A 14,934-nucleotide genomic window follows, 5' to 3' on the forward strand; every position below is an offset into this window, starting at 1 on the left:
CCAGCGGGCTTCGGACAGCGCACGCGCGCGCAGGGCGGGGTCGGACGTGCCGCGGCCCACGTCCACCCACGCAAGCCCGTAGAGCGCCAGAGTGAACACGCGCCCTTCGGGAAACAGTTCCTGCATGCGGTTGGCACGCCCTTCCAGATCCGGCCGCAGGTGCGTAAGCTGCGCCAGCGCCACGCGGGTGCCCTCCGCCGCGGACGGGTCGGGCGCCAGCAGCACGCGCATGATCGCGAGCAGCGCCAGTAGCGCGGCGCAGGCCCATCCCACCACGCGTGCCGTGCGCCAGCGCCGGCAGGGCGCCGCGCGGCGGACGTTCATCAACTCAGGCACAGCGGCTTCGGCAGATGGGGGATGCGGCCCGGCTTCAGATCCACTGGTACTCGGTCACGGTGCGCGCGTCCACTACGTCGCCGGTGTGCCGGGTGGATGCGGGCTCGAACAGCAGCACGTGCACCTCCTCGTCGGCCACGGGGCGGTGCTCCACGCCGCGCGGAACGACGAGGATCTCTCCCTCGCGCACCTCCACGGTGCGGTCGCGGAACTCCATGCGGAACGACCCGCGCAGCACCATGAACAGCTCGCCTTCGTCTGCGTGGTCGTGCCATATGAACTCGCCCCGGAACTTGGCGAGCTTCACGTGCTGCCCGTTCAGCTCCGCGATCACCCGCGGGTTCCAGTGGTCGTCAAAGCGCGACAGCTTCTCGCGCAGGCTGATCGGTTCCGGCATCGAGTCCTCTGGAGGGCGAGATTACGCGACCCGGGCCGTCCGCCCGGAGCGTGTACCGTCCGTGTGGGCGAAGGTGTGCGCGCGCGTGAGCAGCAGTTCCGACAGGCGCTCGCAGGCCTCGTCCGCGGTCTGATACACCTCATCCGCCCCCTCACCGTAATCGTCCTTGAAGGGCGCGGAAACGCCGAAGCCTACGCCCGGTCTCCATTCTATGACCACATGATGCCCTTCGAGTGTGCTGTCCAGCCACCAACTACCCGTGTCAGAGACGGGATTTTCGAGCGTAGTGCTGGCGGACGGAAATCGGGCTCTGATCCGGGCACAGAGCTGCTCCATGACGTTCATCACCCACTCCGATTCTGGTTTCCGAGGCGAGCTGCTACATCCGCAGTGATGCACCAATCGCACCTCATGCACCCTGTTCCCAGACGTGAACTCCGTCTGCGCCTGCCTTGCGAAATTCCACTGTCCCGTCCTTCGCGGTCACTTCGATCGAGCCGTTGCGGCCCATGAACGTATAATGCCCGCGGCTTCTCAGCTTGACGACGCGGCCGTCACGCGATTCCGAGACAATCCTGTCACGTTGCGGTGGATACAGCCGGCCATCCGTAAGAAAGTCGGCCGGGGAGTACGGCACGTCCGTTAACTCGTCTTCCATCCGGTTCATGATGCTGGCGTACTGCTGAAACATCTCCTCGAACGAACCAGCAGCCGGAGCGGCAGCCAATCTTCGGTAGGACTCCTGCAGGCGCTCACGCTTGGGCACCCCCATCGGCCGTACCCTCCCTGTTTCGGGTCTGCACCGAAAGCTAGGGAAGACCTGGGCTGGTGTCAACACTGTACAGTTTACGCCACCGGCCGGACGCACTTGTGCAAACACGCGTGTGTGGCTACCATCATCCCCATGCAGACCACTGCCCGCGCCCCGATGATGTGTTGTTGCATGTGCTTCCGCGAGACGGGAGGGCAGGCGACAGCGTTCACGTGCGCGAACCGGGGTCTGGAGTGACCCCGTCCGCCGGGTAGACACCCCGGCGACCGCGACAGCAACCGACGCCGCTGCTCCCCTTCCGGAGCGGCGGCGTTTCTGCGTTTCACCCCAGGGATCAGGACAAGCGAGCGATGCCCGCACGACTGGAACGACCGATCGCCATCTTCTATGAGCACCCCGAGTGGTTCAAGCCGCTGTTCGCGGAGCTGGACCGCCGCGGCACGCCGTACGTAAAGCTGAACGCCGCCGAGCACACCTTTGACCCGGCCGAGGAGCCGGCGTACTCGCTGGTCTTCAACCGCATGAGCCCCTCCGCGTACCTGCGCGGCCGCGGCGACGCCATCTTCTACACGCAGTCGTGGCTGGCGCACCTGGAGCGCCGCGGCGTGCGCGTGGTGAACGGAGCGCAGGCCTTCGCCAATGAGATCAGCAAGGCCGGGCAGCTGGCCCTGCTGGAAAGCCTGGGGCTGCCGTACCCGCGCGCCCGCGTCATCCACCGTGCGGAGCAGGCGCCCGCCGCGGCCGAGGGGCTGCGTTTTCCCGTGGCGGTGAAGCCCAACATCGGCGGGAGCGGCGCGGGCGTGCGGCGCTTCGACACGCCCGAGGCGCTGGCCGAGGCCGTGGACGGGCTGGACCTGGGGATCGACAGCACCGCGCTGGTGCAGGAGTTCATCATCCAGGAAGAAAGCCGCATTACCCGCGTGGAGGTGCTGGGCGGCGCCTACCTGTACGGCATCCGCATCTACACGCCGGGCACCTCGTTTGACCTGTGCCCCGCGGACGTCTGCCAGCGGGTGGACGGCGCCGAGCTGGACGCGCAGATCTGCGCCGTAGACGCGCCCAAGCGCGGGCTGCGGGTGGAGGGATACGAGCCGCCGCGCCCCGTCATTGAGGCGGTGGAGCGCATCATGGCGGAAAGCGGCATTGAGGTGGGCGGCATCGAGTACATGGTGGACGCGCGCGACGGGCAGCTGTACTACTACGACATCAACGCGCTCTCCAACTTCGTGGCCGATGCGCCGAACGTGATCGGTTTCGATCCGTTCGCGCGGCTGGCGGACTGGCTGGAGCGCGAGGCCGCCGCGGCCGAAGAGGCCCGCGCGCGAAAGGAGGCGGCCTGATGCGCTACGGGTACTGGCTCCCCGTGTTCGGCGGGTGGCTGCGCAACGTGGACGACGAGCGCATGGAGGCGAGCTGGCAGTACGTCCGCCGCCTGGCGCAGCGCAGCGAACAGATCGGCTTTGACCTCACGCTGGTGGCCGAGCTGAACCTGAACGACATCAAGGGGATGGACGCGCCCTCGCTGGACGCGTGGAGCACGGCCGCGGCGCTGGCGGCGGTAACGGAGCGGCTGGAGATCATGGTGGCCGTGCGCCCCACCTTTCACCTGCCCAGCCTGCTGGCCAAGCAGGCCGCCAACATCGACCGCATCAGCGGCGGGCGGCTGTCGCTGAACGTGGTGTCGAGCTGGTGGGCCACGGAGGCGCGGCAGTACGGAGTGCAGTTCGACCAGCACGACGACCGCTACGCGCGCACCTCGGAGTGGCTGGACGTGGTGACGGGGATGTGGTCGCAGCCGCGCTTCAGCTACACGGGCAGGTACTACTCGGTGGATGACGCCATCCTGGAGCCCAAGCCGGTGCGCAATCCGCGCCCCACGCTGTACGCCGGCGGCGAGAGCCCGGCCGCCAAGTCGCTGATCGCGCAGAAGTGTGACGCGTGGCTCACCCACGGCGATCCGCCGGAAACCATCGCCGCCAAGGTGGCGGACCTGCGCGGCCGGCGCGAGGCGCTGGGGCTGCCGCCCATGAGCTACGGCGCGGCGGGGTACGTGGTGGTGCGCGACACGGAAGACGAAGCCCGGCGCGAGGTTGCGCGCATTACCGACGTGCAGCAGAGCGCGCGCGGCTACGCCAACTACCAGGACTGGATCGGCAACACGCAACTGGAGCAGCGGGTGAGCCTGGAGGACTACTCCGTGAGCAACCGCGGCCTCAAGAGCGGGCTGGTGGGAACGCCGGAGCAGGTGGCGGAGCGGCTGGTCGCCTTTCAGGACGCCGGGCTGGACCTGATGCTGCTGCAGTTCAGCCCGCAGGCGGAGGAGATGGAGCGCTTTGCGGAGCAGGTGATGCCGCTGGTGAACCAGGCGCGCCCGCGGGAGGACGCGGGCGAACTGTCCGCCGCAGCCTAAACCCCGCGATCGGAGCGGCGCGGCAGGAGCACGGAGCGCGGCCCGGTGCCAGGAGGCGCCGGGCCGCTCCGCGCGATGGCGCTACCACTCGCTGTTGCCGTACCCGCTGTTGCCGCCGCGGCCCGAACCGCCGCCGTACCCGCCGCGGTCGTAGCCGCCGGACCGGTTGCCGCCGCCGTAGCCGGTTTCGCCCGCGCCGGCGCGGTTGCCGTAGCCCTCGTCTGCGCTCCGCGTGCTGCCGCCCTCCGGCGCGTCCAGGCGCACCAGGTTCTGCGCCTTGAGGCCCTTGGGCTCTTCCAGGATGTCGAACTCCACCCGCTCGCCCTGCTCGAGCGTCTTGAACCCGCGGCCGGTGATGCCGCTGTGGTGGACAAATATGTCCGTTCCGTCCTCGCGGGTCACAAAGCCGAAGCCTTTTTCCTGCGAGAACCACTTTACCGTGCCGGATGCGTGTTCCATGTGGGACCAGTGTGGCTGGAGTAGCGGTGGACCGTTTGAGCGGGGTGCGGTTTCGCACGGATCATTCCGGATTTGGTGGCACCCCGGCACGGGAAGCGCCTGAACTTGTTCAAAGCCCCGTGTTTCAACGGGATGGAGAACTGTAACAGCTTGACGGGGCAGTACAGCACGCCACGCGGATCGGCCTGCAAGGTGCGCACAGGGTTGGTGCACGGCTCGTTCATCCCGCGCCGGACGGCTCCGCGGGGCCTTCGCGGGGTAGGGAAGCGCTCCGGCACGAGCCCGGACGCGGATTCATCGTTCACGCAGGCACCATGGCCCACGCGATCCTGTTCTGGCTGGCGGCGGTTACCGCCATCTTCTTTGTCGGCGTCTTTGTGGAGATGGGAATCGGCGGGTCGCGCCTGCGCCGCCTGCACCAGATTCCGCCACTTCCCGAGGCAGAAACGCCTTCCATCTCCATCATTGTCGCCGCGCGCAACGAGGAGCGCGCCATCGAGCATGCGCTGGGTTCGCTCCTGCGGCAGCGCGGCGCCGAAATGGAGGTGATCGTGGTGGACGACCGGTCCGAGGACGCCACCGGGGCCATTCTGGACCGCATGGCCGCCGCGGACTCCCGGCTGCGGGTGGTGCACGTCACCGACCTGCCCGCGGGATGGCTGGGAAAGAACCACGCGCTGTGGATGGGCGCGCAGTCCGCCCGGGGCGAGCTGCTGCTGTTTACCGACGCGGACATCGTCATGGCGCCGGACGCGGTGGCGCGCGCGGCGGGGTACCTGGTGCGCGAGGGGCTGGACCACCTGACCGTGGCCCCGCACGTGAACATGCCCGGGCGCATGCTGACCGCGTTCGGCGTCGTATTTACCATCTTCTTCAGCCTGTACACGCGTCCCTGGCGCGTGCGCGACCCCCGCAGCAGGCAGCACGTGGGGATCGGCGCCTTCAACCTGGTGCGTGCGGACAGCTACCGCCGAATGGGGACGCACCGTGCCATCGCCATGCGGCCTGACGACGACGTGAAGCTGGGCAAGCTGGTGAAGAAGAACGGGATGCTGCAGGACTTCGTGCTGGGCCCGGAGCTGATTGAAGTCGAGTGGTACAGCAGCATTCCCGAAGCCATCCGCGGGCTGCGCAAGAACGGATTCGCCGGCGTGGACTACCGCGTGAGCCTGGTGATGCTGGCCACGGCGGTGCACCTGGTCTTCTTCATGTGGCCGTTCGCCGCGGTGTTCCTGACGCGCGGGTGGACGCAGGTGCTGTACGGCGTGTCGCTGCTGCTCATCCTGGGGCTGTACGCCGGCTCCGCACGGGCGCAGAAGGCCACGTGGTGGCACGGGGTGGCGTTTCCCATCGCGTCCGCGCTGTTCATCATCGTGATCTGGAACGCCACCTTTTACGCGCTGATCAACCGCGGCATCGAGTGGCGGGGCACCCATTACCCGCTGGACGAACTGCGCGCCAACCGGATCTGATCCGCCTTCCGGCCTCTGAACGGCGGTCGCGGACGGAGGCACGGAGGCGAGACGGGCGTCCGTGTGTCCGTGCCCCGTCAGCCCCCGTCCTGCTCGCACCAGGCCAGGACGTCGGGAAAGCGCACGTCCTCCAGCGAGGCAAAGAGCGGGTGGCGCGTCAGCTTGGCCCCGCTGAGCGCCGGGCTGGGAAGACCGCAGAGCAGCCGCGCGCGCCGGCGCGGCGTGGCGAGCGCCTGCGGATGCTCCTGCACCAGGGCGCGCAGCGTGGCCGCGTTCACCCGCGCGCCGATGTCGGGCGCGGGGGGCATGGGCGGAAAGGCGCTCGGCTTGTGGTCGGCGCACCAGGTGCAGTGCCCGCACGGCTGCGAGGGCGCCTCGCCAAAGTAGGCCAGCAGCACGTTGGTCTGGCAGCCGTCGTACGTCACCAGGCGCGCCATGTCGCCAATGCGCTCCACCTCGGCCTGCTCGCGGCGCACGAACTGCTCGTACAGCGTCTCGGCCAGCCCGTCCGCGTCGGGCTTGGCGACCAGCTTGTGAAAGCGCAGGCGCAGGTCGGTGACCGACACCTCCGCCAGCTGCTGCTCGCCGAAGTACTCCACCGCGCGGATGATGCGGCTGCGCTGGTCCGGATCGGCGCCGTCCAGGTCCAGCGTGTACCAGCTGCGGCCGAACTTGGCGCGCTTGAAGATCCCCTCCACGAACGCCCCCCGCTCCCCCGTGAACCGCGACACGAGCTCGGGAACGGGCACGTGCGGCTTGATGCGGTACCCGGCGTAGAAGGGCGTGCCCTGTTTTACCACGCCCATCAGCTCCAGGTAGGTAAGCGCGGTCCGCAGCACGAGCTCGCGCAGGTCGTGCCGGTTGCTCAGGGTGCGGGGCGCCACGTCGAAGGTGGCGTCGGCGGCGGCCAGTTCCTTCACCAGGCCGTGCAGCGCCTCGCGGTCGGGAGTGTCGCCGTACGCAAAGTTCTCCAGCGTGGATACGTCTTCCAGGCTCCCCAGCATCTCCACGGTGCTGGGGAGGCCGTCGCGCCCGGCGCGGCCGATCTCCTGGCTGTAGCTTTCCAGCCCCTTGGGCAGGTTGTAGTGGTAGACGTAGCGCACGTCCGCCTTGTCGATCCCCATCCCGAAGGCGATGGTGGCCACCACCATCGCCTCGTCGGAGCCCTTCCACCACTCCTGCACCCGCGTGCGGTCCTCCGTTTCCATCCCCGCGTGGTAGGCCTGCGCCGGAACCCCCGCTTCCGCCAGCAGCTTGGCGACGCGCTCCGCCGTTTTCTGCAGGGTGACGTAGACGATTCCCGGCCCAGGGCGCCGCCCGGCGATGCGCTCGCGGAGCACCGCGTCGCGGCGGGTGGAGGCGGTGGGCACGGTGGACAGGAACAGGTTGGGGCGATGGAAGCCGGTGACCACCGCGCACGCCCGGTCGATGGCGAAGGTGGAGCAGATGTCCTGCACCACGGCGGGCGTGGCGGTGGCCGTGAGCGCCAGGACGCGCTCCACCCCAACCGTGCGCGCGGTCTCCGCCAGCTTCAGGTAGTCGGGGCGAAAGTTGTGGCCCCACTGCGAGATGCAGTGCGCCTCGTCCACCGCGAACAGCGAGATGCGCGCGCGGCCCAGCTGGTCCAGAAAGCGCTCGTTGTTGAAGCGCTCCGGCGCCACGTACAGGATCTTGAGCGTCCCCGACCGCAGCCCCCGCTCCACCGCGCCCGCCTCCTCGCGGGTGAGCGAACTGTCCAGCCGCGCGGCCTCGATGCCCCGGCCGCGCAGGTAGTCGATCTGGTCCTTCATGAGCGCGATCAGCGGCGACACCACGACGGTGACGCCCTCCAGCAGGAGCGCGGGAAGCTGGTAGCAGAGCGACTTTCCGCCCCCGGTGGGAAAAACGGCCAGGGCGCCGCCGCTTTCCAGAAGGCAGTCGATCACCTCGCGCTGCCCGGGGCGAAAGCCGGGCAGGCCAAAGCGTTCGCGCAGCAGGTCTTCGGGCGTGGCGGCGGCGTGGGACACGGGCGGTTCCGGGAGTTCAGTGGAAAGCGGCATGGCGACCACCCGAAGCTAGTGGAGCGCGGCCGGCCGGTCGACCGGGCGCGGAGCGGGAACGCGTCCACGAAGAAAGTGGACGTGATACACAGGGTCAAGGGGTGTCGGGAAACGGGTCCGAGACGTGGCGCAGAAGTGGTGAAACGCGCATCGCTGGCGTAAAAAGCGCATCGACCCGGAAGCCGACACAGGCGGGATCGCGGCCCGGGACCCAGCGCGGGAACCCGCCCCGGAGGGATGGCGGCTATGTGGTTGTCGGCACGCAAGATGCGAGAGACCGGCGCCCCAAAGGCCCGCGGAACAGGCGGGCAGCGGAAACGGATTCTGAGGGATGGATTCCATGAACGCGAAGCGCACTCTCGCAGCCGCCGCCGTCATCATCGCCGCCTCCGCGGGCGCGGCGTGCTCCGGAAGCTCGCCCACGATGGCCGGGGCGGGCGAGCTGGACCAGCCGGAGATCACCATGCCCGGCGGCGCCACTCCCACGGACACCACGGGCTTCATTCCCGCACAGCCCTGATGCGCTGAACCCGGCCGCCGCGGAGCGGCGCCACCAAACGCGAACGAGGGTCACGAGGAGCCGTATCCGGCCCCTCGTGACCCTCGCTGCTTTTCCGTGCGGCCGCTCCCGGCCTGGTGGACGGGAGCGGCTTGTGGATCAGCAGTATTCCGGATAGTAGGTGGGGCAGGCAGCCGGGCTGTACGTCTCGCCGCAGTCGGCCGTGCACAGGCCGGTATGGCAGGCATCGTACGCCGACCCGCAGCGCTGTCCGTTCACGGTGGGCGGCACGTGGCCCATCACGGTGCCGCGCCCGCTCTGCGCGGCATCCGTTTCAAAGCTGTCGACCGTCAGGTTTTCCAGGTTCAGCTTGATCTTCTTCATCTCGCGATCCCTCTCCTTGAATGTGGGGGAGCACTCCGCCGCGGTGCGCTCCCTCGGCCACCGTGAACACGCGTAATTGCGACGTGATCCGGTTGGCCTGCGTGGCGTACCCTTGTGCAGACGCTGTGCCATCTACTGGCGGAATATGAATTTGCCTGTTTAGGTGACCATCCACGATGCGCACGCCGCGACGGCGCAAAAGGTCCGCGTGACGAAGAGGATGGCCGCGTAGCGCGGGTGTCCGGTTCGGGATTCGGCGAACTTCGGCGGCGGGATCAGTTGTCGCGAGCTGGAAGGTTGATCCACGACGAAGAGCGGCTTCCGGAGGAGGTCCGGAAGCCGCTCGTCGCGTCCGCTGGAAAGACGCTCGTCCTATGCCGTTGCGCCGCCGCAGCTTGAGCCGGCGCCGGCGGTGCATCCGAAGCAGTGCGGGCCCAGCACGATCTCGCGGTGGGCGAGCGCGTTCAGGTCGAAGTCAAAGATGGTGCGCGGGCCGCGCGGATCCACCGAAAGCTCCAGCATCTGGTTGAAGTCGCAGTCGTACAGCGTGCCTTCCCACCCCACGGAAAGCGTGTTGCGGCACATGACCCCCGCCGCGGCGGCCGGGTTGAAGGCCGTCACCAGCCGTTCCATGTACTCGTTCAGCTTGCCGCTCTCCTCCAGGAACTCCAGGTAGCGGCTGATGGGCATGTTGGTGATGGTGAACAGCCGGTTGAAGCGGATGCCGTACAGCCGCTCCATCTGCCGCTTCCACTCCGCCTCCAGCCCCGCCTGGTTGCCCGGCAGAAAGGTGCCGACCGGGTTGGTGACCAGGTCCAGCTGCAGCCCCGTGGACGGATCGCCGTAGCCCAGCGCGTTGAGCCGCTGCAGCGCCTGGATGGACTCCCCGAACACGCCATCGCCGCGCTGCGCGTCCGTGCCCTTGGGCCGGTAGTGCGGCAGCGAGGCCACCACGTGCACCGCGTGCTCGGCAAAGAACTCGGGGAGATACGCGTAGTTGGGGAGCAGCGTAATGGTCAGGTTGCAGCGGTCCATCACATGCTTGCCGGCCGCCCGCGATCGCACCACCAGCTCCCGCCACCGCTTGTGCAGCTCCGGCGCGCCGCCGGTAATGTCGACGGTGGGGATGTCTGTCGCCTCGATCACCTCCAGGCACCGATCCATCACCGCGTCGGGCATCATTTCCGTGCGGTCCGGGCCCGCGTCCACGTGGCAGTGGCGGCAGGTCTGGTTGCACTTGCGGCCCACGTTGATCTGAAAGATGTCGATTCCCGTGGCCGTCAGGGGAAACAGCCCCGCGCCCTGCAGCGCCGACTCAAACGAGAGCGCCACGGGCACCCGTCCCAGCATTCCACGCTGTTCGCGCGTGGACGACAGGGTGGAGGCGCGCTTCTGCAGCGTGGGAAGAACACGGGACATGATGGTTCGGCTCGGGGGAAAGTTCGGCACAGAGAAGTACCCAGGATCAAGTGCCCAGTGCCCAGGTGGTCCGGCTGGGCACTGCGCACTGAGCACTGGGCACCGCCGTTCCTCTACATCCCCAGCCGGTCGGCGTGGTTCCGCATCTGCAGCCCGTGCACCAGCGAGGCGCCGCCGCGAATGGCGGCCGCCACGTGCACGGCTTCCGTCATCTGCTCCGTGTCCGCGCCCTTCTGCAGGCAGTCCGAAGAGTATGCGTCAATGCAGTACGGGCACTGGACGGCGTGCGCCACGGCCAGCGCGATCAGCGACTTTTCGCGCTCGGTCAGGGCACCTTCTGCGAACACCGCGGTGTACCAGGCAAAGAACTTCTCCGCCAGCTGCGGCGCGTCCTTGCCGATCTCGCTGAAACGCGGAAGATCATGCGAGTCGTAGTAGTGGGTGTGCGCGGGGGTTGACATCGGCGTCCGTGAGGGTTCGGGGAGAACGCGCCGCACCTTGGGCGCAGGTTGTACATCGTAACCGCGCCGACCCGCACGCCGCCACCCGCCGCACGCTTTCTGTTGCGAACGCACGCTGACCGCCCATGATCCGCACCGACCGTTTCTCGCTGGAAAAGCACGCCGGCCCGTACGAAAGCTGGCCCCTGCGCACCCGCCTGTTCGCGGACGGGGAGCCGACGGACGTGCGCATTCCCGCGTACGTGATGCTGCACCAGTTTCAGGTGGACGATGGATATCTGCTCATCGGCGACCAGGACTGCCCGTTCGAGGAGGCGACCGTGTTCGCGCTGCTGAGCCACGACCTGCGGCTGCTCTCGTGCCGCGTGGTGGGCCACGCCTACAACACCTTTCTGCTCACCGGGCTGGAGTGGGTGAACCCGCGCCAGCTGATTGCGTCCTTTGGCGATGACCTCCGCATGCGCGTCACCATCCGCCCCCGCGGCATTCCCGTCATCCTTCCCCGCCTGCGCCTGGACCGCATCCGCGACCGCTGACGGTTCGCCCAAGGGCGGTTCATCCATCCAAGCGACGGCACGGCAACCAGATAGGCATGTCTGGCCGGGAGCTTGCAAAAGCGCCCGTCCTCGACGCGCGCGCTCCACGCACCGGGGCGCGGCACGGATGATGAAGAACCGGCGCCGCCTATGGAATACGCACGGGACGAATTTCTCTTTCCGCTCTGGACCGAGCCCTACTCCCGCTGGGAGCGCTCCGGCCTGGACCCCCGGAAGGAATGGGTCTTCAACCGGGTGGCCACCCTGCTGGTGGCCGTGTTCCTTACCGGCTGGGTGTACACCATCGGGTTTGCGCCGCGCGCATACCTGGACCCCAACCAGCCCGCCGTGGCGCGCATCACCACGGAGCTGATGCGCAGCCCGCTGAACGCCGAAACGGCGCCCGAACCGGCGTTCCTGGTGGACCGCTTCGTTCAGTCGTTCGAGTCGGACTTCGAGGAGCAGGTGGGCGGGCAGAGCGGTGCGCTCAAGGTAGACATCGTGCGCCCGGGCGAGCAGATGCAGCTTCCGCAGGGGGCCGACTCGCTCCCCGGCGGCGCGCAGATCGTGCTGCGCAACACCGAGGGCGGGCAGGAGCTTCCGGCCAGCGGCACCACGCGCGAGGGCGGCATCTGGAACGTGGCGCTGCGCATGCGCGACGCCGTGCGCCCCGCCTCGGACGTGCACGTCATCACCCTGGTGCCCCTTTCGGCCAAGCAGAACGGGCGCATCGGCCGGTACAACATCGGCAACTGGCCGTTCGAGCAGGGCGGCGCGCCCAAGGAAGTGTACCGGCCTCCGGCGGGGCTCATCGAGGTGACGCCCGAGAACAAGGAGCTCTGGCTTTCGGAGCACATCCAGCTCAAGGACTTCATCACCAAGGGCCAGGAAAACGTGTGGCCCAAGTACGTGGCGGTGCAGCCGCGCGTGCTGGACAAGGTGGAACTGGTGATTCAGGAGCTGGCCGCCATGGGGCACCCGGTTCAGAACATCTTTGCCGTGAGCGGGTTCCGCACGCCCAACTACAACGCGGGCGGCGGCAACCCCACCGGGCGAGGCAAGCTGAGCCGGCACATGTACGGCGATGCCATGGACATTGCCGTGGACAACGACAACAACGGCATCATGGACGACCTGAACGGGGACGGGCGCATCAACCTGGCCGACGCGCGGGTGATCGGCGCGGCGGTGGACCGGGTGGAGGCCAAGTACCCCAACCTGGTGGGCGGAATGCACTACTATCCCCCCACGGGCGGGCACCAGGGGATGGTGCACATCGACACCCGGGGCTTTCGCGCGCGCTGGTAGCCCGGGCGCGCGCGGCGACGAGGGAACCCACACCAAGCCGAGGAGCACACGGTGGCGGATGACGGACGGGACACGGACCAGCTCCGGGTGGAGCGGCGGGATGAACCGCGCACGAGCAGCACGTACGTGGCGCCGGAGATGGACGTGCGCGACGAGGACCTGGAGCCGCACGCCGGGCTGCGCTACATCGCTCGGCTGTTCAAGATCCTGAGCCTGCTGCTCATCATTCTGCTGATCGCCGAAATCGTGATCGGGCTGATGGAGCAGGGCAACGCCGCCATTCCGCGGCTGCTGGTGGAGGCCACGCGGCTGATCGTGTTCGCCGGCCTGCTGTGGGGCGCCGCGGACATGGGGCTGATGCTGATCGAGAGCAACCACGACCTGCGCGCCACCCGCATTCTGGTGGGCCGGTTGAGCCAGCGGGTGCAGCGGGCGGAGCAGGCGCTGATGGCGTCGCAGGGCATCGGCCGCCCGCCGGTGATGCCGCGCACGCCTCCGCTTCCCGGCGCGCCCGGCCACGATCCGCGCGGCCCCGCCCCCGATGACCGCCGCCCGCGCTGACGGGGTGGGAGGATGGAAAGAGAAACGGCCGGAACCCCCGCGGGTTCCGGCCGTTTGATCGTTGGGGTCGTTGCGCTCAGCAGGCCATGTACTGACAGGTGGGCACAATGCACGCCGAGCTGCGGTCTTCACGCGTCCACGAGCCGCTGCGGGCCGGCTCGGCCTCGTTCTTCCGGCCGGCCGTGGCGAAGGTTTCCGCGGCGAGGATCTCAAGATCCAGCTTCAGGAGCGTGTCTCCTGTTGCAGAATGGCGGGCGCGGCATCTCCGCACCCCGCACCGTCCCCGAACTCTGCGGGAGTACGTCGAAGAAAGAGATCTATCCAGAGTGTTGGTGCGCCCGGGAAGAGGCGCGTCCACGCGGATTCCGCTGCCGGGTTCAGGGCATGATCACGGCTCGCGGCATGGCGTGCAGCCGGAGCAGCGCGGCTTCGGCCAGGCGGTCGGCGTCGCGGGCGCTCAGGGTGTGGTTGTTCACCATCATGCTGAAGATCATCGGCTCGCCCGCGGCCGTGGTGAAGTAGCCGGAGAGCGAGCGGACGCCGGACAGCGTGCCCGTCTTGGCGTGCACGTTCCCCTGCAGCGGCGTGCCCTGCATCCGCGCCCGCAGCGTGCCGTCCGAACCCGCCACGGGGAGCGCCGCGTAGAAGACGGATGACAGCGGGCTGCGGCGCTCGTGATCCAGCAGCGCCACCAGGAACGACGGCGCCACCAGGTTGTAGCGCGACAGGCCGGACCCGTCCGCCTGGGCCAGCAGGCGCCGCGGCAGCCCCCACGCCCGCGCCGCGCTGTCCACCACGGCGATCCCCGCCTGCGCCGTGCCCGCCCCGCGCAGTTCCGCACCCATGGTCTTGAGCAGCAGTTCGCCGATCTGGTTCTGGCTCGGCTTCATGAAGCCGGGAAGGATGTCGCGCAGCGGAACGGAAGTGTGCGTAAACAGGTCCGCCGCCGCGCGTCGCGCGGCCGGCGAAAGGTCATCCGCATCCACCGCCGCGCCGCCCACCGCGATTCCCGACTCCACCAGCGCATCGCGCAGCACCGCCGTGAAGTGCGCGGTGTTGTTGCGGAGGGAGATTTCTTCTTCGATGAACGCGGTGTCCGCCGCAATGGCGCCGCTCACGACGATCCCCGGCCCGCTCGCCGCGCGGGTGACCTGCAGCGTGCTTTCAGAACGGGCCGGGCCCGTGATGGCGGTGACGGTGACCGGAAGGGAGGAGCTTGCGGGGCGCAGCGTTACGGCCGGCGCCGCGCCCGCGCGGGGCTGCACGCGCACGGTCACGAAGCCCTCGTTCAGCTCCAGCGCGCCGATCTCGGCAGAGTAGGAGTCCTGCAGGTCGTCCCACGCCCACCCGCGGCCGAACGGGACGTCGTCAAACCGGTCGTCATCGCCCACCACGCTGCCGGTAATGCGGGTGATGCCGCGGGCGCGCAGCGAGTCTGCCCAGGAGCGGAACACCGTCCGCACGTCGCCCGCGAACCGCTCGCTGATGGTGGGGTCGCCGCTGCCGATGACGACCAGGTCGCCCTGCAGCACGCCGCCGCGCACCGGCCCGGTGGCGGCCACCCGTGTGCGGTACCGGTAGTCCGCGCCCAGCGTTTCCAGCGCCGCCGCCGCGGTCACGATCTTCATGTTGCTGGCGGGGACGAACAGCTTGTCGGCGTTGCGCGCGTAGACGGCCTCGCCCGTTTCTGCCGAGCGCACCAGCACGCCCCACTGCGCCGGCGCGAACAGGGTGTCGTTGAAGATGGAGTCCACCGCGGCTGCCACTGCGGTGCGCGGGTGGGCGGCCACCGGCGCGGGCCCGGACGCAAGGGCGGGTGCGCACGCGCCCAGCGCGGCCGCGGCCAGCAGGGCGGGGAAGGGACGCAGGCTCATGGCAGTC

15 protein-coding genes and 2 pseudogenes are annotated in these 14,934 nt (G+C 68.8%); 7 read left to right on the forward strand and 10 right to left on the reverse strand.

Annotation, left to right across the window (positions count from 1 at the left end):
- From VF665_RS03675 to VF665_RS03690, 4 genes and pseudogenes are all read right to left on the reverse strand, one after another.
- Positions 1–324, reverse strand: a pseudogene (locus tag VF665_RS03675) (hypothetical protein); the annotation flags it as partial.
- Positions 325–370: 46 nt separating this feature from the next.
- Positions 371–733, reverse strand: a complete 363-nt coding sequence (locus VF665_RS03680; protein WP_331052054.1) for a cupin domain-containing protein — start codon at positions 731–733, stop codon at positions 371–373.
- A gap of 21 nt (positions 734–754) precedes the next feature.
- The gene (locus VF665_RS03685) at positions 755–1,078 is read right to left on the reverse strand and encodes a hypothetical protein (RefSeq protein ID WP_331052055.1); all 324 of its coding nucleotides are present in this window, start codon (positions 1,076–1,078) and stop codon (positions 755–757) included.
- Between the two features lie 64 nt (positions 1,079–1,142).
- Positions 1,143–1,505 (reverse strand): hypothetical protein, encoded by a 363-nt coding sequence (locus VF665_RS03690; RefSeq protein WP_331052056.1) that lies wholly within the window; start codon positions 1,503–1,505, stop codon positions 1,143–1,145.
- Between the two features lie 350 nt (positions 1,506–1,855).
- Here VF665_RS03690 and VF665_RS03695 point away from each other — a divergent pair, with 350 nt between their 5' ends.
- Positions 1,856–2,845, forward strand: coding sequence for a hypothetical protein (locus tag VF665_RS03695; RefSeq protein WP_331052057.1), 990 nt, complete (start codon positions 1,856–1,858; stop codon positions 2,843–2,845).
- Complete coding sequence (locus tag VF665_RS03700; protein WP_331052058.1) at positions 2,845–3,915, forward strand: LLM class flavin-dependent oxidoreductase; 1,071 nt, start codon at positions 2,845–2,847, stop codon at positions 3,913–3,915. Before VF665_RS03695 ends, VF665_RS03700 begins: the two co-directional genes overlap by 1 nt.
- Positions 3,916–4,170: 255 nt before the next feature.
- Here VF665_RS03700 and VF665_RS03705 read toward each other — a convergent pair.
- Positions 4,171–4,374 (reverse strand): annotated as a pseudogene (locus tag VF665_RS03705) (cold shock domain-containing protein); the annotation flags it as partial.
- Positions 4,375–4,688: 314 nt separating this feature from the next.
- Here VF665_RS03705 and VF665_RS03710 point away from each other — a divergent pair.
- Positions 4,689–5,846, forward strand: a complete 1,158-nt coding sequence (locus VF665_RS03710) for a glycosyltransferase family 2 protein (RefSeq protein ID WP_331052059.1) — start codon at positions 4,689–4,691, stop codon at positions 5,844–5,846.
- A 77-nt stretch (positions 5,847–5,923) separates the two neighbouring features.
- Here the strand turns inward: VF665_RS03710 and VF665_RS03715 are convergent, their stop codons facing one another.
- The gene (locus VF665_RS03715) at positions 5,924–7,885 is read right to left on the reverse strand and encodes a RecQ family ATP-dependent DNA helicase (RefSeq protein WP_414678090.1); all 1,962 of its coding nucleotides are present in this window, start codon (positions 7,883–7,885) and stop codon (positions 5,924–5,926) included.
- Positions 7,886–8,216: 331 nt separating this feature from the next.
- On the opposite strand from VF665_RS03715, the gene VF665_RS03720 reads away from it, so the two are divergent.
- Positions 8,217–8,405, forward strand: a complete 189-nt coding sequence (locus VF665_RS03720) for a hypothetical protein (protein WP_331052061.1) — start codon at positions 8,217–8,219, stop codon at positions 8,403–8,405.
- Positions 8,406–8,543: 138 nt separating this feature from the next.
- On the opposite strand, the gene VF665_RS03725 is transcribed toward VF665_RS03720, so the two are convergent.
- The 3 genes from VF665_RS03725 to VF665_RS03735 form a co-directional block, all read right to left on the reverse strand.
- Positions 8,544–8,768: a pinensin family lanthipeptide gene (locus tag VF665_RS03725; protein ID WP_331052062.1), complete on the reverse strand. Its 225-nt coding sequence runs from the start codon at positions 8,766–8,768 to the stop codon at positions 8,544–8,546.
- 372 nt (positions 8,769–9,140) lie between these two features.
- On the reverse strand, positions 9,141–10,187 hold the full coding sequence (arsS, locus tag VF665_RS03730) for an arsenosugar biosynthesis radical SAM (seleno)protein ArsS (RefSeq protein ID WP_331052063.1): 1,047 nt from the start codon (positions 10,185–10,187) through the stop codon (positions 9,141–9,143).
- Between the two features lie 113 nt (positions 10,188–10,300).
- A complete protein-coding gene (locus tag VF665_RS03735) occupies positions 10,301–10,648 on the reverse strand; it encodes an arsenosugar biosynthesis-associated peroxidase-like protein (RefSeq protein WP_331052064.1) in 348 nt (115 codons plus the stop codon).
- A gap of 125 nt (positions 10,649–10,773) precedes the next feature.
- On the opposite strand from VF665_RS03735, the gene VF665_RS03740 reads away from it, so the two are divergent.
- From VF665_RS03740 to VF665_RS03750, 3 genes are all read left to right on the forward strand, one after another.
- Entirely contained in the window at positions 10,774–11,184 is a 411-nt protein-coding gene (locus VF665_RS03740; protein WP_331052065.1) for a hypothetical protein, read from the forward strand.
- Between the two features lie 150 nt (positions 11,185–11,334).
- Complete coding sequence (locus VF665_RS03745) at positions 11,335–12,492, forward strand: hypothetical protein (RefSeq protein WP_331052066.1); 1,158 nt, start codon at positions 11,335–11,337, stop codon at positions 12,490–12,492.
- Between the two features lie 51 nt (positions 12,493–12,543).
- A complete protein-coding gene (locus VF665_RS03750; RefSeq protein WP_331052067.1) occupies positions 12,544–13,053 on the forward strand; it encodes a hypothetical protein in 510 nt (169 codons plus the stop codon).
- Between the two features lie 377 nt (positions 13,054–13,430).
- Here the strand turns inward: VF665_RS03750 and dacB are convergent, their stop codons facing one another.
- A complete protein-coding gene (gene dacB / locus VF665_RS03755; protein WP_331052068.1) occupies positions 13,431–14,927 on the reverse strand; it encodes a D-alanyl-D-alanine carboxypeptidase/D-alanyl-D-alanine endopeptidase in 1,497 nt (498 codons plus the stop codon).
- Between the last annotated feature and the right edge of the window lie 7 nt (positions 14,928–14,934).

This window comes from Longimicrobium sp. (genome assembly GCF_036387355.1).
In the GTDB taxonomy this organism is placed as follows: domain Bacteria; phylum Gemmatimonadota; class Gemmatimonadetes; order Longimicrobiales; family Longimicrobiaceae; genus Longimicrobium.